Origin of the sequence: Streptomyces antibioticus, assembly GCF_002019855.1 — a bacterium.
Lineage (GTDB): Bacteria > Actinomycetota > Actinomycetes > Streptomycetales > Streptomycetaceae > Streptomyces > Streptomyces antibioticus_B.
On record NZ_CM007717.1, the window covers coordinates 867,457 to 885,951 of the forward strand.

Below are 18,495 nucleotides of genomic sequence, written 5' to 3' on the forward strand. Positions count from 1 at the left end.
AAGATAGGCCCGTGACGCTCAACGACGATTCGTTCACCAACTGGAAGAACCGCGAGGAGATCGCGGAGTCGATGATCCCGATGATCGGGAAGCTGCACCGCGAGCGGGACGTGACGGTCCTGCTGCACAGCCGCTCCCTGGTGAACAAGTCGGTGGTCAGCATCCTCAAGACCCACCGGTTCGCCCGCCAGATCGCGGGCGAGGAGTTGTCGGTCACCGAGACCCTGCCGTTCCTGGAGGCCCTCACCACGCTCGACCTGGGCCCGTCCCAGATCGACATCGGCATGCTCGCGGCCACCTACCGGGCCGACGACCGCGGTCTGTCGGTGCTCGAGTTCACCGCCGAGGCCGTCGCCGGTGCCACGGGCGCCAACAAGATCGACCGCCGCGAGCCGCGCGACGTCGTGCTCTACGGCTTCGGCCGCATCGGCCGCCTGGTCGCCCGGCTGCTCATCGAGAAGTCCGGCTCCGGCAACGGCCTGCGGCTGCGCGCCGTCGTGGTGCGCGGCGGGGGTGACCAGGACCTGGTGAAGCGCGCCTCGCTGCTGCGCCGCGACTCCGTGCACGGCCAGTTCCAGGGCACGATCACGGTCGACGAGACCAACAACAAGATCATCGCCAACGGCAACGAGATCACGGTCATCTACGCGAACTCCCCCGCCGAGGTCGACTACACGGCGTACGGGATCCGGGACGCGATCCTGATCGACAACACCGGCAAGTGGCGCGACCGCGAGGGCCTCTCGCAGCATCTGCGGCCCGGGATCGACAAGGTCGTCCTGACCGCGCCCGGTAAGGGCGACGTCCCGAACATCGTGCACGGCGTCAACCACGACACGATCAAGCCGGACGAGCAGATCCTGTCCTGCGCCTCCTGCACCACCAACGCGATCGTCCCGCCGCTGAAGGCGATGCACGACGAGTACGGGGTGCTGCGCGGCCACGTGGAGACCGTCCACTCGTTCACCAACGACCAGAACCTGCTGGACAACTACCACAAGGCGGACCGTCGTGGCCGCTCGGCGCCGCTCAACATGGTGATCACCGAGACCGGTGCCGCGTCCGCCGTCGCCAAGGCGCTGCCCGACCTCAAGGCGCCGATCACCGGCAGCTCGATCCGGGTCCCGGTGCCGGACGTGTCGATCGCGATCCTCAGCCTGCGGCTCGGCCGTGAGACCACCCGCGAGGAGGTCCTCGACCACCTCCGCGAGGTGTCGCTGACCTCGCCGCTCAAGCGCCAGATCGACTTCACCACGGCGCCGGACGCGGTCTCGATGGACTTCATCGGCTCGCGCCACGCCTCGATCATCGACGCGGGCGCCACCAAGGTCGACGGCGACAACGCGATCCTCTACCTCTGGTACGACAACGAGTTCGGCTACTCCTGCCAGGTCGTCCGCGTCGTCCAGCACGTCTCCGGCGTCGAGTACCCGACGTACCCGGCGACGAGCGTCTAGCGCCTCTCCCCGTCCCACGCCTTCCTCGCGGCGCCGCCCTCGGGCCACGGCCCGTACCGGACGGCCTCGTGCCCTCATGCGGGAGCGGCACGGGGCACGGCGGCGCGCGCAGCGCCGGACGCGGTGGGGACCTCGCGCGGCTCATGCGGGAGCCCGCGCGAGGTCCCGGTGCGGAAGGACACGGACAGACACGCGTGTGGGCCCCCGCCGATTCGGCGGGGGCCCACACGCGTGTGCTGCGTCAGTCGGTGGTCTCCGGGCGGCCCGGCTCGGCCCAGTGGGTGTGGAAGGCGCCGGGGCGGTCGGTACGGCCGTAGGTGTGGGCGCCGAAGTAGTCGCGCTGGCCCTGGAGGAGCGCGGCGGGCAGGCGCTCGGCGCGCAGGGTGTCGTAGTGGGCGAGGGCGGCGGAGAACGCCGGGACCGGGATGCCGCGGCGGGCGGCCGAGGCGACCGTCTCGCGCCACGGCACCTGCGCGTCGGTGATCTCCATCGCGAACTCCATCTCGCCGAGCAGGCTGACCAGTTCGGGGTCGGCGGCGTACGCGGCGCGGATCCGGTCGAGGAAGGAGGCGCGGATGATGCAGCCGCCGCGCCAGATCCGGGCGACCGAGCCGAGGTCGATCTTCCAGCCGAACTCCGCGGCCGCGTCCTGGATCATCTTCCAGCCCTGGTCGTAGGCGATGACCTTCGACGCGTACAGGGCGTGCTCGACCTGCGAGGTGAAGCGGGCGGCCTCGGTGCGGCTGAGCAGCGGGGTGGTGCCGCCGGGCAGTCCGGCGTAGGCGGCGCGCAGTTCGCGCTGGCCGGAGGCGGCGCGGGCGAAGGTGGCCTGGGCGATGGCGGTGACCGGGGAGCCGAGGTCCAGGGCCGTCTGGACGGTCCAGCGGCCGGTGCCCTTCTGGCCCGCGGCGTCCGTGACGATGTCGACGAACGGCAGCCCGGTGGCCGCGTCGGTGTGGGCGAGCACCTCGGCGGTGATCTCGATCAGGTAGGAGCCGAGCCGGCCCCGGTTCCACTGCTGGAAGATCTCCGCGATCTCGGCCGGGGAGTATCCGGCGACCTGACGCAGCAGGTCGTACGCCTCGGCGATGAGCTGCATGTCGGCGTACTCGATGCCGTTGTGCACCATCTTGACGAAGTGTCCGGCGCCGTCGGTGCCCACATGGGCGGCACAGGACTCGCCGTCCACCTTCGCGCTGATCGAGTCGAACATCGGGCCGAGGACGTCGTACGACTCGCTGGAGCCGCCGACCATGATCGACGGCCCGTTGAGGGCGCCCTCCTCGCCGCCGGAGACGCCGGTGCCGACGAAGTGGATGCCGCGTTCGCGCAGGGCGGCCTCGCGGCGGCGGGTGTCGGCGAAGTGGGCGTTGCCGCCGTCGATGATCATGTCGCCGGGCTCCATGAGCGGGGCGAACTCGTCGATGACCGCGTCGGTGACCGGACCCGCCTGCACCATGATCATCAGGCGCCGGGGGCGCTGGAGGGCGGCGACGAAGTCCTCCGCCGTCTCGGCGGGGACGAACGTGCCCTCGTGGCCGAACTCCTCGACGAGCGCGCGGGTGCGGCCGGCGGAGCGGTTGTGGACGGCGACGGTGTGCCCGTTGCGGGCGAAGTTGCGCGCGAGGTTGCGACCCATCACGCCGAGGCCGGTGACGCCGATGGCGGCGGTTGCGTTCACGAGGTACGTCCCTTGGATCGGTGGCGTGTGCGGAGCGGGGCGGGCAGCCCCGTACCTCCAGGTACGCGCGGTGAGCCGGTTCTTCTCGATGCCGGGCGCGCCGATCTCGGAAGATCTCACTCCTCGGTCACCCGGGACCCCGGGAACGCCCTCGGTGCGCCCTCGGAACACCCTTGATTCGCCCGCTCGTCCACAGGTGCCGGACGGGGTGTCAGTGGTGCGTGCCACCATCGGTCGCATGCTCGCTCACGCCCTGCTGCCCCCGGAACCCCACCGGTCCGCCACCTACGCGCTGTGGGTCACGTCCCATGACCCGCGGGAGGAGTCGGCCGCGCTCGCCGTCGTCGACGAGATGGCGGCTGCCGTGTCGGCGGCGTACCCGCGGCTCGGCCGCGCCGTGGACCGGCTCCGGGCGCGGGCGCGGGCGCTGCCGCCGGCCCATCGACCGTGGTTCTGGGACACGGTGGCGCACCGGCTGAGCGGCGGCCCGGGGCGTACGGCCGCGAAGGCGTACACCCTCGCCCGCGCGGCGGAGCGGGACCACGCGCTGCCCGTGGACCCCGGCTGGCGGCGGGCCAACGTCCTGCTGTGCGCGGCCGCGGGCGCGCTGCCCGTCAAGGAACTGAGCGACCATCAGCGCTGGCTGGCCGGCGTACTGGACCCCGCCGAGGCGCACGAGGAGTACGTCCGGGTCCTCACGGCCTGGGCCGCCTCCCCCGGTGAGCTGCCCGCCGATCTGGCCCGCCGGATCCGGTTCTCCGCGCGCGCGGCCGGTCTCGGCGGCGCCGAGGAGGCCCGCGTCCTGGGCCGCCTGCTGGGCTCCGCGCGCGGCAAGGCGGTACCGGACGCGCTCCTGGAGGCGGCCGCCACGTCACTGGCCGCCCATCCGCAGGACACCGGCGTACTGCGCGAGTTGCTCGCCCTGTTCCCCGAGTCGCGCAACGACGCGGCGGCCTGGCTACGGCTGCTGCTGCGCGCCGGCGCCGTGGACGCCGTGGCGGAGGGACGGCTGACGCCCGAAGGGGGCATGGGCGCCTGGCTGGGCGCGTACACGCGCGCGTACTCCCACCGGAAGGTGCCCTACGGCGGGGTGTCGCGTCAGCCGATGCCGCCGGAGCTGTTCGAGATCGTGGCCCGCTGCGCGCCCGTGCTGCGCGAGGAGGCCGCCCCCGTGCGGCTGCACGAGGACCGCTACCGCTACCCCGGTCTGGACGCCGACCTGCTGGACGCCTGTCTCGCGGAGGGGGTCGCCGTCGCGGACCCGGGCGAGTCGGTGCGGCTGGAGTTCTGGGGCGAGCGGGCCCGCCGCGACCTGAAGGCGCTGGCCGCCGACCCGGTGTTCGGCCCCCGTCTGGAGGGCACGGTCCACGCGGGCCTGCGGGGCACGGGCACCGCGATCACCCGGCTGCCCCGCAACGCGGGTATCGCCGCCGAGGTCCAGACCCGCGTGGAGGCGCTGCTCGACGCGCTGCGCGGAGGCGGTCTCGCGGCGGCCGACGAGGCCCTGGAGGAGCTGGACACCCTGCTTGACCGGCCCACGGCCACCGCGCTGGACGGCGTCGACGAGGCACTGGCCGCGCTCGACCTCACCGGCCCGCTCGCCCGCGCCCTGCGCGCCGGGCTGCCGGAGGAACTGGGCTGGCCGGCGCTGGAGGAGGCGGTGGCGGGCTTCGACGCGTCCGAGACGCTCCGCGTCACCTGTACCTGGCCCGTCCTGACCGTGTACGGCCGGAATCGGGCGGTCGCCGTCGACCACGCGGGCACACGCGCGTCGTACGCCTTCCAGGTACCGGACGGCACGACCCCCACGGTCCACTACGCGGGCGGGCGGTTCCTGGTGAGCCGGCAGGCTCCGGAAGGTACGGGGGTGACCTGGTCGGCGTTCTGGAGCGGCAGCCCGCAGGACGTGTTCACCCCAGTCGACACCTTCGGACTGCGGCCCTACGGCGGGCTCGTCCGGGGCGGTCTCGGCTACCAGTTCGAGAGCGCGGACGGCACCGGCCGTCACGACGGTGAGCGGATCCTGCGCCCCGGCGACCGCGAGGGGATCGGCGGCGTCGACCTCCAGATGGGCGACGGCCGGGACGTCTGGAGCGCCGAGGTGTTCCGGGGCACGTGGACCCGCTGCGACCCGGTGACCGGCGAGCGCGGCACCGACCGCACCCCGCCCCGCTTCCACCAGGACCTCGAAGTGCCGCCCGGCAGGGCGGAGTTCCGGGGAAACCACACCCTCGCGTCGCTCCCCGAGGGCGCCCCGGCCTCCCCGCTCGGCCAGGACGGACGGCTCGTCGGCTGCCGTGTCCTGCACCGCACGCCGTACGCGGGTCCCTCACCGACGGACTTCCTGCTGGAGTCGGTGGACGGCCGCACCGCCCGCTATCGCAGCCGACGCCCCGGGCGGCGTCCGTGGGGCGTGCTCCGCCTCCCCGAGGGCGGGGAGGACGCGGTCCTGGCCGGCGAGGAGACCGTCCGCTGCCACGCGGCCGAGGACAACTCCCTGCTCTGGCAGGTCCGCGGCTTCTTCCCCGACCCCCGCTACGGCCACCGCGCCACGCTGGGCGCGGGTCACGCGCCCGTCCCGCCGCCCGCGTTCTGGCACTTCCTCACCCCGCGCGACCCGGACTCCTCACGGGCGCTGCGCACGGTGGACGCCGGCACCGTGAGCGCGCTGCTGGCCGCCGCCGTCGACACCACCGGGGAGGACGACCTGCGCGCCCACGCGTCCCGGCTCCTGCCCGGGGTGGGCGACGCGCGGGTCCTGGCGGGCGTGGTGCGCGCGGCCCGGCTGGCCGCCGATGTGCTGCGGCGCCGACGGGAGTTGTCGCACCGGGTGTCCGTCCTGCGGGCCGGTCCTGTGGTGGACCTGCCCGCGGAGATCCCCGACACCGTGCTCGCCCCGGCCCTGTGCGGACTCCTCCCCGACCTGCGCCTGTCCGAGGCGTACCGGCCTGAGGCGCACCCTGGCATCCTCACGGCGATCGCCGCCGACGGACGCCGGCTGCGCGGGGAGATCGACGAGGAGACCCGCCGGCTCGCCCCGCCCTCCCCGCCCGCGGAGTGGCAGGTCCTGCTCGGCGGGATCGACGCGGTCGCTTGGCGGGCGGCCGTGGAGTGCACGCCGGACGCGGAACGGCAGGCGCTGGCCGCGCTGTTGGCCGTCTGGCGGACGCAGCCCTTCGCCGAGCAGGGCGGTGTGTGGCGCACCGGCCGCGCCCCCGAGAGCGCGCTCGACGCGGTGCGCGCCACGGGCGGAACGCTCGGGAGCGGCCCCGCGCGCGGCGGACTGGCCCGTTACCTCCAGCGGGCGGACGATCCGGCACCGGAGGGAGCGGCGGAGAACGAAGGGGACGCGGACCGGGCAGGGACCGTGACCGTCGCCCGGGACGACGCCGCCCGGCTGGTCCGGCTCGCGGAGCTGACCGAGCGGCACGGCCCGCTGCCCCTCGCCCCGGAGGCGGTGCGGCTGTTCTGCCGGCTCACCGGGGTCCGGCGCGCGGTCGCCACGCTGGTCCTGGGCGGTCTGCCCCGGCGTGAACGCCACGACGACCACCAGAAGATGCTGCGTGCGGCGCCCTTCCGGGCCGACAAGGCGGTGGCCGCCGAGTACGACAGGCTGTGGCACAAGCTCGGTACGTCCGGCCGGCTCGCCGTGCTCGCCGCCGGTGTCCCCGACGACCCGGCCGGTCTGTGGGAGGCCGACGGCACCATCCGGGCCGCCGAGCGGATGGCGGCCGTCTGGGCCGACCTCCTGGGCACGACTCCGTACGTGGACGAGGCGCTGACGGAGGCGCTGGAGACCGACGTCGGCCTGGGCGAAGCGTGGGCGCGGGCGCTGCCGTCCGGACGTCCGCCGGCCGACGGTCCGGCCGTCCTCGTCGGCAGCCGTTTCGGCCGGCTCGTCCTGCGCCACACGGGCCCGGACGGCTCCCTCGGGGACCGTCTGCCCGACACCGGCCCCGCCCACCTGGAGGCGGCGGCGGTGGTCGCGTGGGCGCTGACCGAACAGCCCGTCGGCAGCCCGGCCGCCACGGGCGCGCTCCGGCTGCACGCGTGGCTGCGGGACCGGCTCGCCGACCCCGGCACCCTCGTCGACCTGGGCGGCCGTCTCCCGGCCCGGGCCGTCGCCGGGGATCCCCGCTTCCGGCCGTACGAGGGCGTCGTACGGCCGTGTCCGCAGCCGATGTACGACGGGCGCGCGCCGGTGGAATCGGTGGCGGACGACGGTCTGCTGGTCGTCGCCGTCCCGTCGGGGGACGTCTTCCTGCGGCCGGCCGCGCCGCGGGATCCGGAGCTGGCCGCGCACGTCCGCGACCGCCGCGCCCGGCTCGAACCGAGCTGGCTGCGGGAACGCCTGGTCCGGGTCCTGGAGATGTTCGACGGACTGGACCGCACAGCCGCCCGCGCGGCCACAACACCGGTACCGGCGGGCGGGTACGAGGCGGATCCGTCGCTCAGCGCCCCCGACACGGTCGCCGGGCACGCCCGCCGGCTCGGCGTCGGCACGGACGCCGCCGCCCTCCATCTCCAGTTGCTGGCGCTGGCCCGCCCCACGGACCGCAACATCCGCCGCTGGAACGGCTGGACGGCGGCCCGCCACAAGGCCGCCCAGGCGGAACTGCTCGCCGCGGGCGCCGTCGAGTCCGGCCGCCGCCCCCGCGCCGGCCGCACGGTGTTCGTGCCGGGCGCGGCCTGGGAGGTCCTCGACGCGCCGCATCTACCGCTGGAGAGAACGAAGTTGGCCGCGTACCTGGCCATGGCATCGGGCAAGTCCGTGTACGGCCCGTTCCCGCGGCTCATCTCGCCCGTGCCGTTGCACGAACAGTTCGCACGAGCCGCGAAGGAAGCCGGGGCTACCGGGAGTTGACCTCGTGCGCGTCGGCCCCGGTGGGCCACGTGCGGTTCAGCAGGCCGTCTCGCCGTCGGCGGAGGGCTCGTTCTTGCCGGTGCCGAGGAGGATCTGCTTGACCTTGCCGGTGTAGGGGCCGACCGCGCCGTCCTCGGTCGCGCCGTCGGAGTAGTAGATGCCGTGGGCCCAGGGCTCGGGGTCGCCGGGACCGTCCGCCAGGACCTTCGCGAGCCCGTCGGCGCGGAAGTCGACCGCGAGGCAGCCGCCGTCCAGCGGCGACCAGTCCGGATTGGTGCCCTCGGTCTCCCCGGAGACGGAAGCGCCCGAGGGGAGCAGGGAGAGCACGGTCTTCCCGGCCCGGTCGGCGCCGACCGGCGAGGCGAACACGACATCGACGGCGACGAAGCGCCCCTTGGCCTGGGCCCTCGGGACCTCGGCGCACATCACGGCGTCCCGGGCGATCCGGTAGGCGAGCGGGTCACCCAGCGGCTGTCCGGTCTGCGCGGCGCACTCCTTCGTCCAGGAGACGCGCTGGTACCGGTGTTCCCACCAGGTCCGGGTGGTGGCGAGACCCCGGCCGCCCTGCTCGTCCTCGGTGGGCCCGCCCAGGGTCTGTTCGGGCAGCGGGCCCTCCTTGAGCGGGGCGACGTGCGGGCAGTACTCGGTGCGCAGGAAGTCGGCCATCGCGGCGGCCTGTTCCTCGGTCGCGCCGCCGCCGACGTCCGAGTTCTGGATGCCGTCCCAACTGCGGTAGCCGACGGCCACGTTGCGGCAGGTGTCGACCTGGAGGGCGGCGAGTCCGCGACGCTGTTCGAGGTCGGTCTCGACGCCCACGCCGAGACCGTAGCCGTTGGCGTCGCCGACCTCGCCGAGACGGTTGACCAAGTCGTCGTCGACACCGGCGGCGTCGAGGACGTCCTTGATGGACGTGTCGTCGGCGGGGGCGTCGTCGGAAGCGTCCGCGTCCTCGGTCTCCTCCGTGTCCGCGGCGGTCGAGGGATCCGCGGGGGCGGAGGAGGTCACGTCGGTGGAGTCGTCGGCGGGCTCGGAGTCGCCCGAGCAGCCGCCGACGGTCAGCGTGACGAGAAGCAGCAGCGCGGTGGCGGCGGTCCTGCGGGCACTCACTTCGTCTTCCCTTCGTGGCGCCCTGCGCCGCCTGTGCTTTTCCTTGATCGCGTCAGTATGCGTGCCGCTGCCGCACCTTCACAAGACGTTCACGCAGGCGGTGCCGTTGAGGGTGAAGGAGGTACCTTTCCGCACGATCGGCACCGCATGCCTTCAGGCCGGCATGCCGCCCGTAGCCTCTCCCCATGCAGACCACTCTGATGATCTACGACGGCACCGCACCGGCCGACTCCGACGTCCCGCGTACCGGGGGCGTACCGCTGGCTCCCGCGGGATTCACCTGGCCCATGTGCGGCTGCGGAGGGCCGCTGCAGTTCTTCGCCCACCTCCCCGTCGAGGACGGCGTCCTGTCGGTGTTCGTGTGCCAGAACGACCCCGGCGCATGTGAATTCTGGGACGCGACGTCCAGCGCGAACCGGGTCCACCTGTTTCCCAGGGAGGAACTGCAGCCGGTAGCCGTGCCCGAGACGGGCGTGACGCTCCTGCCCGTCACCTCGGCCATCCGCAACCACGTCGTGACGCTCGACCCCGAGGAGGTCGACGACCACGACGATGACGACGATGACGACGACCTCGCGCCTGACCCGTACGACCTTGCCCGTTCGGGATGGAAGCGGGAACCTGAAGAACGATTCGGGAAGCAACGCGAAGTGCTCGGGTCACTCGGAGGCAGCCCCTCCTACCTCGAGGACGACCGCGTGCCCGCATGCCGCTCCTGCACCCGCTCGATGGAGTTCGCGGCACATCTGGAGGAAGGGATCTCCGCGCGGACCGCGATGAACCTCGGCGGCCAGTTGGGCTACGTCTTCGTCTGCCGCGCCTGCCGCGAAGGCGCCTTCCTCACCGACTGAGCACACCACACCGCAGCCGACACTCCGCCAGCCGTCCACCAGGGCCGACGGAGGCTTGCGGGCTGCCCGCCCCGGGCGCGGCTCGCCGGTCGAGCGAGCTTACGCTCCCCTTATGCAATCTCTCAGAATTCTGACCGTCGTGGCCGCGGCGACCCTGCTCAGCGCGGGCTGCGGCACGTCGGAAACCGCTCAGGGCGGCAGCACGGACGACGCGGCGAAGGCCCTGCCGGTCGCCATCACCGGCCCTCAGCCGGATGTGTACATGCGTGGCGGGGACAAGCTCCGGGTCACCCCGGCCCCCGATCTCAGCGCCCCCTTCGTGAAGAAGGTGGAGCACGCGCTGCGCGAGGACGTGCTCGGCACCGCCAAGGTCGTCGGTGAGACCAGCGCCACATGCCCCGCCGGCGTGACCCTGAAGGCCGGCGCCGTCAGCCAGTGCGTGGTGACGTACGCGGGGGCCGAGATCCCCTACGACGTCAAGATCAGCGACAGCTACACCGCGGGCAGCAGCATCATCTCGTACACCAAGGAGCCCAAGAAGGCTCTCCTGGTCGACAAGCTCGTCTACGAGATGATCAACGAGAGGTACGGCGCCGAGTCCGGGCGTACCGACGCGAGCAAGGTCGCCTGTGACAAGCTCCCCGCCGCGAAGGCGTTCGACTACGGGGCCGACACCGGCTTCACATGCCAGTACTGGGGTGAGCACGCCAAGAACGGCGAGCCGGGCTACCGGACCGTGCGGATCAAGATCGGCGACAAGGGCTACGCCTACAACTTCGAGGAAGTCGAGTAGGAGTGGGGCATGCCCCAGCCGGTCACCGAGCCCGGTTCTCCGCCAGTGCGGCGGTGAGCCGGGAATCGGTCACACACGACGCGTCACCGTCACCCTCGCCCTCTGTCGGCTCCGGCACGGGGGCCGCCCCCGGCTCCGCCACCGCCGGCTTGCGGAGCAGCAGGAGCGCCGCGTCGTCGTGCAGGCGGCCGCCCACGTGGGTCAGGAGTTCGGCCTGGACGGCGTCCAGTGTGCGGGCCGGCTCGTCGCAGACGTGGCGGGTCAGGCCGTCGGCGAGGGGATAGAACGCCCGGTGCCGGTCGCGGGCCTCGGTGACGCCGTCCGTGTAGAGGAGCAGTTGGTCGGCGTCGGCGAAGGGCAGCGCCTGGAGGCTGGGCGTCTGGTCGTGCAGGGCGCGCAGTCCGAGCGGCGGGGCCGGGTGCGTGGGCTCCACGGCGACGACCTCGCCGTCGGCCCGTACCAGCAGGGGCGGCGCGTGGCCGCAGTTCACGAGTTCGAGGAGGCCCGTGCTCGGGTAGCCGGCGACCACTGCGGTGACGAAGTCGTCGCCGCCGAGGTTGCGGGCCAGGCTCCGTTCGATCCGGTCGACGACGGCGAGCAGATCGGGCTCGTCGTAGGCGGCCTCGCGGAAGACGCCCAGGACGAGGGCGGCGGTCCCGACGGCAGGCAGTCCTTTGCCGCGGACGTCGCCGACGATCAGCCGTACGCCGTACGGGGTGGGTATCAGGGCGTAGAGGTCGCCGCCGATCCGGGCCTCCGCGGCGGCGGCGTTGTAGCGCACGGCGACCTGGAAGGGGCCGACGGTCGCCGGGACGGGCTTGAGCAGGGCGTGCTGGGCGGCCTCGGCGACCGAGCGGACGGCGTCGAGCACACGTTCCCGGCGGCCGCGCAGCGCGCTCGCCAGGCCGCTGGCCAGGGTGACGGCTCCCAGCGCGGCGAGGACGGCGGTCAGCTCACGGCCGGGGACGTGGCCGTGGATGCCGAGGGCGGCGCCGAGCCCGGCCGCGAGGAGGCCGACGCCGAGGACGCCGCGCGGGCCGTTGGTGGTCGCGGCCAGCGCGGGGCCGGCCGCGAGCATGGGGAGCCAGATCATGCCGGCGCCGCCGGCGAGGTCGAGGAGCACGACCACGAGAACGGTCAGCACGGGCAGGCACGCCCCCGCCGCCCTGCATCGGAACAGCCGCATCGGCCAGTGGTCGCCGCCATGGTCTCGGGCCTGAGTCATGCTTCGTCCGCAGTCCTCACCTTGGGTCGGGGGGGACATGTTCAGACGTGTGCGCCGGTGCAGCACCTGAAATGTCCGTTTCATTTAGGAAACGGGTTCGACCCGGGGTGCCACAAGAAGCCGCTTTTCAGATAGTGAGCGACAGGCTCCTCGTCACCCGGTCCGCGGTGGGGAGCAGCCGGGCCCTGACCTCCTCGATCCGGGAGAGCCGGTCCGCGGGCAGCGAGACGCCGAGCGAGCCGAGAATCTGGCCGCTGTAGACGGGGACCGCGATGCAGACCGTGCCGAGGGTGTACTCCTCCAGGTCCGTGACGGCCGGGGCGACGGGCGAGGAGTCGAGCTGGCGCAGGAGTGTGAGGGTGCTGGTGATGGTCCGGGGGGTGAGGTCGGCCAGGTGGTGGCGGGAGAGGTAGTCCTTGCGGGCCTCGTCGTCCAGTTCCCGGAGTACGCACTTGCCGAGGGCCGTGGCGTGTCCGGCGTCCTCGAAGCCGACCCAGAGGTCGACGCGGGGTGCGCGGGGGCCGTCGACGATCTCGGCGACCCGGATCTCGCCCTCCTCGTAGAAGGTGAGGTAGGCGGCGGTCCCCAGCTCGTCGCGCAGGGCGGCGAGGGTGGGGCGGACCCGGCTCAGCAACGCCTGGCCGCGGCCCGAGGTGTGCAGGGTCTGGAGCCGGTCGCCGAGCACGAAGCCGCCGTCGTCCAGTTTCCGCAGGTAGCCGTCGTGCACGAGGGTGCGCAGCAGGTGGTAGGCGGTGGCCAGGGGCAGGCCGGTCTCACGCGCCAACTGTTTCGCCGGTGCGCCGTTCTCGTGCGCGCTCACCGCCTCGAGCAGGCGGAACGCCCGCTGTACGGAGGTGATCAGCGTCGGGCCGTCACCCATACCCACAGGACCAGCGTGCGCCCGCCGCCCCCGCCGGGCAAGCCTGACGCCGGTCCGCGGCCGCGCCGGGTTCAATGAGCGGAACTGCTCCCTCTTGAAATGAGGTCGGCCATGACCACCGCATCGCCCGCACCGGCCCTGGTCGTCACGGGTGCCACGGGACGGCTCGGCGGACGCGTCGCGCGTCGTCTGGCGGAGCGGGGTGTGCCGCAGCGGCTGCTGGTGCGCAGCCCCGGGCGGGCGCCGAAGCTGCCGGGCGCGACGGTGGCCGCCGCGGACTTCGGGGACCGGGAGGCCGTCGTACGCGGTCTGAGCGGCGCGGAGACCGTGCTCATGGTGTCGGCCTCCGAGAGCGCGGACCGGCTCGCACTCCACCGGACCTTCGTGGACGCCGCCGCGGAGGCCGGCGTACGGCACCTGGTCTACGTGTCCTTCTGCGGGGCCGCTCCGGACGCCACGTTCACCCTGGCCCGCGACCACTTCCACACCGAGGAGCACATCCGGGAGCGGGGGCCGGCGTTCACGTTCCTGCGCGACAACCTGTACGCGGACTTCGTCCCGCACTTCGTCGGCGAGGACGGCGTCATCCGCGGCCCGGCCGGACAGGGCCGCGCCGCCTTCGTCGCCCAGGACGACATCGCCGACGCCGCGGTGACGGTCCTGACCCACCCGGACGACCACGCCGGAGCCGTCTACGACCTGACGGGCCCCGAGTCCCTGACCCTGGAGGAAGCGGCGGCCACCCTGTCCGAAACCCTCGGCCGAACGATCACCTACCACCCGGAGACGATCGAGGAGGCCTACACCTCCCGCGCCCCCTACAACGCCCCCCGCTGGCAGCTAGACGCCTGGGTATCGACGTACACGGCAATCGCATCGGGCGACCTGTCCCAGGTCACACAATCAATCCCCCACCTCACGGACCACCCGGCGACCCCGCTCGCCGAGGTACTGCGCACCGCGCGACAGAGCTGAGCCACCGAGCCGCGAGCGCCTCAGTCGTCGGCAGCCACGACAAGGGTGAGCTGCCCGCCGGCGCGGTCGATGATCACGAACTCGTGGAACTCGTAGTGCACACGTCCCCAGTCATGAATCGCCTCGTCATCGAGTTCGCGGAGGTAGTAGATGCCATCGGCCGCGGCCAGGCGGTCGAACACCTCCCGCCGCAGATCTGCCCCGAACTCGGGGGACACGTCCGGGAGCGGATCAGCCCACTCCCGCAGGATCCGCAACGCCTTCTCCTGGCTGATGGACTCGTAGAGGTCGGGAGTGATCAGCCGTATCCAGTACGGACCGTGCCGGGGCCCGTCCGGCACCACGCCACCGCCCGCATAGTCGTCCCGGAACTGCTCATGCCCGATCACGGCGCCAAGCAGCCCACTCTCGTCCACGGCCCCCGTGGCGAAGCGGAACCGCTTGATGTCGACCCACCGATGCCCGTGCTGCTTCGAGTCCGGGGCGTAGTGCCGAAAGTTGATAAAGCCACTGCCCTCGTGACCGAGCCCGTCGTCCATGGCGTCAGCCTAAGGAGCCGGCAATTCCGACGGAGCGTGCTGATCCGTAGGGACGAGCAAGCGGCACGACTCGGCTCGTTCCTCGCAGTCGCCGCTTCCGTCCCGCTCCACCCGGTACAGCCGGGCGTCAGGCGTCCGGGTCACCGCATCCGTCAGGCGGCCGTCGGTGAAGAGGGCTCCGGTGCCGTCCTCGACCGCCCAGCCCGCTGGAAGCGCGCCGGTTGCCACGGCCGCTCGGTAGGAGGACCGGCGGCCTTCCTCGGTGTCGTAGTGGGGGCAGACCGAGCCGGGGAGCAGGCCCAGGCCGTCGGGGAGGTGGGTCAGGGGGCCGAAGGAATCCGTGTGCGAGCCCTCGGCCCAGCAGTTGGCGCCGGCGCTGATGCCGCACAGCAGGGTGCCGTGGTCGTATGCCTCGCGGAGGAGGCGGTCCACGCCGTGTACACGCCAGACCGCCAGCAGGTTCGCGGTGCTGCCTCCGCCCACGTAGATGACGTCCTGGGAGAGGAGGAACGTTCGCAGGGCGGCGTCGTCCAGGTCCCGTCGGAAGAGGTGCAGGACGCCGGGGTCGCAGGGCCGTGGCTCGTACGCCGCGAGGAAGCGGTCGATGTACCCGGGCGCGTCTCCGCTCGCTGTCGGGACGAAGCAGACCTTGGGCCGGGGTGTGCGCGCCTGGCCGAGGATCCAGTCGTCCAGCAGGCCGTCGTCATCGGTCGAGAAGCCGCCTCCGAGGAGAGCCACACGACGTTCCGGGACGACTGACACGTCCATGCCTCCTCGGATCATGAAACCGGTTCCACTTCAAACGATCAACGGATAAGCTCCCCGCGCGTCACACGGCGCACAGCGTACGGCGGGGGAAAGTACATGGTCGACGAGGTCGTCGAACCCGAGAAGGGGATGCGCGCGGGGACCCAGGTCGTCGCCGCGGTGGTTCTGGTCGGTGGGGTCGCGGGGCTGATGTGGGCGCTCGCCGGGGCATTGCCGCAGGGCGCCGCCGAGGACGAGCGGCCCGCCGCCTGCTCCACCTCGACCACCGAGCCGCCGCCCCCGGAGCTGCGGGTCCCCGGCGTGGTGTCCGGCGATCGGCTGTGCACGGCGCTGAACCGTCCCGACCTGGCGTCGCTGCTCGGTACGCCCCAGGAGCACACCGAGACCGCCGACGGACACGACTTCGCCTTCGAGCTGGCCGCCGGCAGCAAGATCGCGATCCCGGAGGCCACGGTCACGCTCGACACGTACTCCGTGAAGATCACGGCGACCTACGACGGCCTGCCGGTCGAGGGGTCGGAGGACCTGCTGGGCGGGGGCGCGGAGTCCAGGACGTTCCTCGGGCATCCGGCGGTGCTCTACTCGAACCCGACCATCGCCTTCAAGGTCGATCTCGGGGGCGGCGACGCCGAGACCGGTCCCGGCGGGATCGCCCGCTCCCTGCTCGTCGCCCAGGACGCCAAGGACGGCGGCGGCTCGTACGAGATCGCCATCTGGCGCCAGGACGACGTCCTTCCCGACGACGCGGCACTCCTCCGCGTCGCCGAGAAGGTGCTCCCGACCCTGCCGGGCTGGAGCCACGCCTGACGGCGACCCTCGCTCCGGCCGGTCAGCAGATCCGAGGGAGCTGCTCGCCGATCGGCAGGTCCACCACGCGCGTGCCGCCCAGTCCCGTCCGTGCCACCACCATGCCGGGATGCGTGTCCACCGCCTCGCCGATGACCGCCGCCTCCCGGCCCAGCGGATGGGCGCGCATCGCGGCGAGGACGGCGTCGGCGTGCTCACGCGGAACGAAGGCGACCAGCTTGCCCTCGTTCGCCACGTACAGGGGGTCGAGGCCCAGGATGGCGCAGGCGTTGGCGACGGCCGCCGGGACCGGGACGGCGCGTTCCTGGAGGACGACGCCCGTGCCGGACGCCTGCGCGATCTCGTTCAGCGCGGCCGCGAGCCCGCCCCGGGTGGGGTCGCGCAGCACATGGAGGTCCGGCGTGACGGCGAGCATCGCCTCCACCAGCGAGCCGAGCGCCGCGCAGTCGCTCTCGATCTCCACGCCGAACTCCAGGCCCTCCCGGACGCTCATGATCGCCACGCCGTGGACACCGACGGCCCCGCTGACGATCACGACATCGCCGGGCACCACGCGCTCGGGGCGCAGGTCCACGCCCGTCGGGACGAGGCCGATGCCCGCCGTGTTGAGGTAGATGCCGTCGCCGTGCCCGGACTCCACCACCTTGGTGTCACCGGTGGCCACCTCGACCCCGGCGGTGCGCGCGGCGGCACCGAGCGCCTCGGCCACCCGGCTCACCACGTCCAGCTCGACGCCCTCCTCCAGGATGAACCCGCAGGAGAGATAGGCGGCGCGGGCCCCGCGCATGGCGAGGTCGTTGACGGTGCCGTTGACCGCCAGGTCACCGATGCTGCCGCCGGGGAAGAACAGCGGCCGCACCACGTAGGAGTCGGTGGAGAAGGCGAGTCGCGCACCGCCCAGGGTGACGGCCGCCGCGTCGCCCATCTGCGCGAGCGCCTCACCGCCGTAGGCCGGGGCGAAGATCTGCTGGACCAGTTCGGCGGAGAGCGCGCCGCCCCCGCCGTGGCCCATGACGACCCGGGGCCGGTCGCGCAGCGGGGCGGGGCAGGTCCACCCCTCGGGGGCGATCGGTGTCACCAGGTGATCGGTCACCTCAGACAACGGGGGTCACCTCCCGACCGGCGACAGCGGCGACCGTCGTGGGCAGTTCGAGACGCCGGTACAGGTAGTACGCCGCGCACGCCCCCTCGCTGGAGACCATCGTCGCCCCCAGCGGCGTACGCGGTGTGCACAGCGTGCCGAACGCCTCGCACTCGTGCGGCTTCAGCAGCCCCTGGAGGACCTCGCCGCTGCGGCACTCGGCCGGCTCCACGGTCCGGATGCCGTCGACCGAGAAGCGGTGTTCGGCGTCGTGGTCGCGGTACTTCGCCGACAGCCGCCAGCCGCTCGCGGGGATCACCCCGATCCCGCGCCAGGCCCGGTCGGTGACCTCGAAGACGTCCTCCAGCATGGCGCGGGCGGCCGGGTTGCCCTCGGGGCGTACGGCGCGGGCGTAGGCGTTGTCGACGGTGTGCTCACCGCGTTCGAGCTGGCGGACGGTCCGGCGGACGCCTTCGAGGATGTCCAGCGGCTCGAAGCCGGTCACGACGATCGGCACCCGGAAACGCTCCGCCAGTTCCGGATACTCCCGCGTGCCCATCACGCTGCACACGTGCCCGGCGGCGAGGAACCCCTGCACCCGGCAGTCCGGCGACGCCATGATCGCCTCGATGGCCGGGGGGACCCGGACGTGGGAGACCAGCATGCTGAAGTTGCGGATGCCCTGGCTGCGGGCCTGATGAACCGTCATGGCGTTGGGGGGCGCGGTGGTTTCGAAGCCGATGCCGAAGAACACCACCTCGCGGTCGGGGTTCTGGCGTGCGATCTTCAGCGCGTCGAGCGGCGAGTAGACGACCCGTACGTCACCGCCCTCGCCGCGCACCTGGAACAGGTCCCGGCCGGTGCCGGGAACGCGCAGCATGTCGCCGAAGGAGCAGAAGATCACCTCGGGCCGGGAGGCGATCTCCAGGGCCTTGTCGATGACCTCCAGCGGGGTCACACAGACCGGACACCCCGGCCCGTGGATCAACTCCACCTGTTCAGGGAGCAGTTGGTCGATGCCGTGGCGGATGATGCTGTGCGTCTGCCCGCCGCAGACCTCCATCAGGGCCCAGGGCCGGGTCACCGTGGCGTGGATGTCGTCCAGGAGCCGGCGCGCCAGCTCCGGGTTCTGGAACTCGTCGATGTACTTCACGGTTGGTGCACCTCTTCCACGCCGTCCCCGTCCGCCACGCCCGCCTTCTCCGCCGCCGCCATCTCCCAGGCGTCGCCGAACTCCTCCTGGAGCATGCCGAGTTCGGCGAAGAGTTCGAGCGTCTTCAGCGCCGACTCCTCGTCCAGGCGCTGAAGGGCGAACCCGACGTGGACGATGGCGTACTCGCCCACCTGGAGGTCGGGCAGATACTCCAGGCACACCTCCTTGACCACTCCGCCGAAGTCGACGTTGGCCATCCGCGTGCCGTCACGTTCCTCGATGTCCAGCACTCTGCCGGGTACCGCCAGACACAT

At 72.7% G+C, this 18,495-nt stretch carries 15 protein-coding genes; 6 read left to right on the forward strand and 9 right to left on the reverse strand.

Going from position 1 to position 18,495, the window contains the following annotated elements; all coding sequences use genetic code 11:
* Positions 1–11: 11 nt before the first annotated feature.
* Positions 12–1,457 (forward strand): glyceraldehyde-3-phosphate dehydrogenase, encoded by a 1,446-nt coding sequence (locus AFM16_RS03850; RefSeq protein ID WP_030787185.1) that lies wholly within the window; start codon positions 12–14, stop codon positions 1,455–1,457.
* 241 nt (positions 1,458–1,698) lie between these two features.
* Here the strand turns inward: AFM16_RS03850 and gnd are convergent, their stop codons facing one another.
* Positions 1,699–3,138 carry an NADP-dependent phosphogluconate dehydrogenase gene (gene gnd, locus AFM16_RS03855; RefSeq protein ID WP_030787181.1) on the reverse strand — a complete coding sequence of 480 codons (1,440 nt, stop codon included), beginning with the start codon at positions 3,136–3,138 and terminating at the stop codon, positions 1,699–1,701.
* Positions 3,139–3,376: 238 nt separating this feature from the next.
* On the opposite strand from gnd, the gene AFM16_RS03860 reads away from it, so the two are divergent.
* Entirely contained in the window at positions 3,377–8,002 is a 4,626-nt protein-coding gene (locus tag AFM16_RS03860) for a hypothetical protein (protein WP_078632390.1), read from the forward strand.
* A 36-nt stretch (positions 8,003–8,038) separates the two neighbouring features.
* Here AFM16_RS03860 and AFM16_RS03865 read toward each other — a convergent pair whose 3' ends face one another.
* A complete protein-coding gene (locus AFM16_RS03865) occupies positions 8,039–9,109 on the reverse strand; it encodes a hypothetical protein (protein WP_078632392.1) in 1,071 nt (356 codons plus the stop codon).
* Positions 9,110–9,294: 185 nt separating this feature from the next.
* Here AFM16_RS03865 and AFM16_RS03870 point away from each other — a divergent pair, with 185 nt between their 5' ends.
* Together AFM16_RS03870 and AFM16_RS03875 are read left to right on the forward strand one after the other, a co-directional pair.
* Positions 9,295–9,960 carry a YwqG family protein gene (locus AFM16_RS03870; protein ID WP_209313214.1) on the forward strand — a complete coding sequence of 222 codons (666 nt, stop codon included), beginning with the start codon at positions 9,295–9,297 and terminating at the stop codon, positions 9,958–9,960.
* Positions 9,961–10,072: 112 nt separating this feature from the next.
* Entirely contained in the window at positions 10,073–10,753 is a 681-nt protein-coding gene (locus tag AFM16_RS03875; protein ID WP_078632394.1) for a hypothetical protein, read from the forward strand.
* A gap of 22 nt (positions 10,754–10,775) precedes the next feature.
* Here the strand turns inward: AFM16_RS03875 and AFM16_RS03880 are convergent, their stop codons facing one another.
* Both AFM16_RS03880 and AFM16_RS03885 read right to left on the reverse strand, forming a co-directional pair.
* Complete coding sequence (locus AFM16_RS03880) at positions 10,776–11,978, reverse strand: PP2C family protein-serine/threonine phosphatase (RefSeq protein WP_179123245.1); 1,203 nt, start codon at positions 11,976–11,978, stop codon at positions 10,776–10,778.
* A 127-nt stretch (positions 11,979–12,105) separates the two neighbouring features.
* Complete coding sequence (locus AFM16_RS03885) at positions 12,106–12,864, reverse strand: IclR family transcriptional regulator (protein ID WP_078632396.1); 759 nt, start codon at positions 12,862–12,864, stop codon at positions 12,106–12,108.
* Between the two features lie 105 nt (positions 12,865–12,969).
* Between AFM16_RS03885 and AFM16_RS03890 the strand changes: the two genes are divergently transcribed.
* The gene (locus AFM16_RS03890; protein ID WP_078632398.1) at positions 12,970–13,833 is read left to right on the forward strand and encodes an SDR family oxidoreductase; all 864 of its coding nucleotides are present in this window, start codon (positions 12,970–12,972) and stop codon (positions 13,831–13,833) included.
* 20 nt (positions 13,834–13,853) lie between these two features.
* Here AFM16_RS03890 and AFM16_RS03895 read toward each other — a convergent pair whose 3' ends face one another.
* Together AFM16_RS03895 and AFM16_RS03900 are read right to left on the reverse strand one after the other, a co-directional pair.
* Positions 13,854–14,372 (reverse strand): hypothetical protein, encoded by a 519-nt coding sequence (locus AFM16_RS03895; protein WP_078632400.1) that lies wholly within the window; start codon positions 14,370–14,372, stop codon positions 13,854–13,856.
* 9 nt (positions 14,373–14,381) lie between these two features.
* Positions 14,382–15,140: a Type 1 glutamine amidotransferase-like domain-containing protein gene (locus AFM16_RS03900; protein ID WP_107419015.1), complete on the reverse strand. Its 759-nt coding sequence runs from the start codon at positions 15,138–15,140 to the stop codon at positions 14,382–14,384.
* Positions 15,141–15,236: 96 nt separating this feature from the next.
* Here AFM16_RS03900 and AFM16_RS03905 point away from each other — a divergent pair, with 96 nt between their 5' ends.
* Positions 15,237–15,947 (forward strand): DUF6215 domain-containing protein, encoded by a 711-nt coding sequence (locus AFM16_RS03905; protein ID WP_078632404.1) that lies wholly within the window; start codon positions 15,237–15,239, stop codon positions 15,945–15,947.
* Between the two features lie 22 nt (positions 15,948–15,969).
* Here the strand turns inward: AFM16_RS03905 and hypE are convergent, their stop codons facing one another.
* From hypE to AFM16_RS03920, 3 genes are read right to left on the reverse strand one after another with little or no spacing between them, the layout of a single operon-like run.
* Positions 15,970–17,049, reverse strand: coding sequence for a hydrogenase expression/formation protein HypE (hypE, locus tag AFM16_RS03910; protein WP_030787150.1), 1,080 nt, complete (start codon positions 17,047–17,049; stop codon positions 15,970–15,972).
* Positions 17,042–18,181 (reverse strand): hydrogenase formation protein HypD, encoded by a 1,140-nt coding sequence (hypD, locus tag AFM16_RS03915; protein ID WP_078632406.1) that lies wholly within the window; start codon positions 18,179–18,181, stop codon positions 17,042–17,044. The genes hypE and hypD overlap by 8 nt, the downstream gene beginning before the upstream one ends.
* Positions 18,178–18,495: a HypC/HybG/HupF family hydrogenase formation chaperone gene (locus AFM16_RS03920; protein ID WP_030787144.1), complete on the reverse strand. Its 318-nt coding sequence runs from the start codon at positions 18,493–18,495 to the stop codon at positions 18,178–18,180. Before AFM16_RS03920 ends, hypD begins: the two co-directional genes overlap by 4 nt.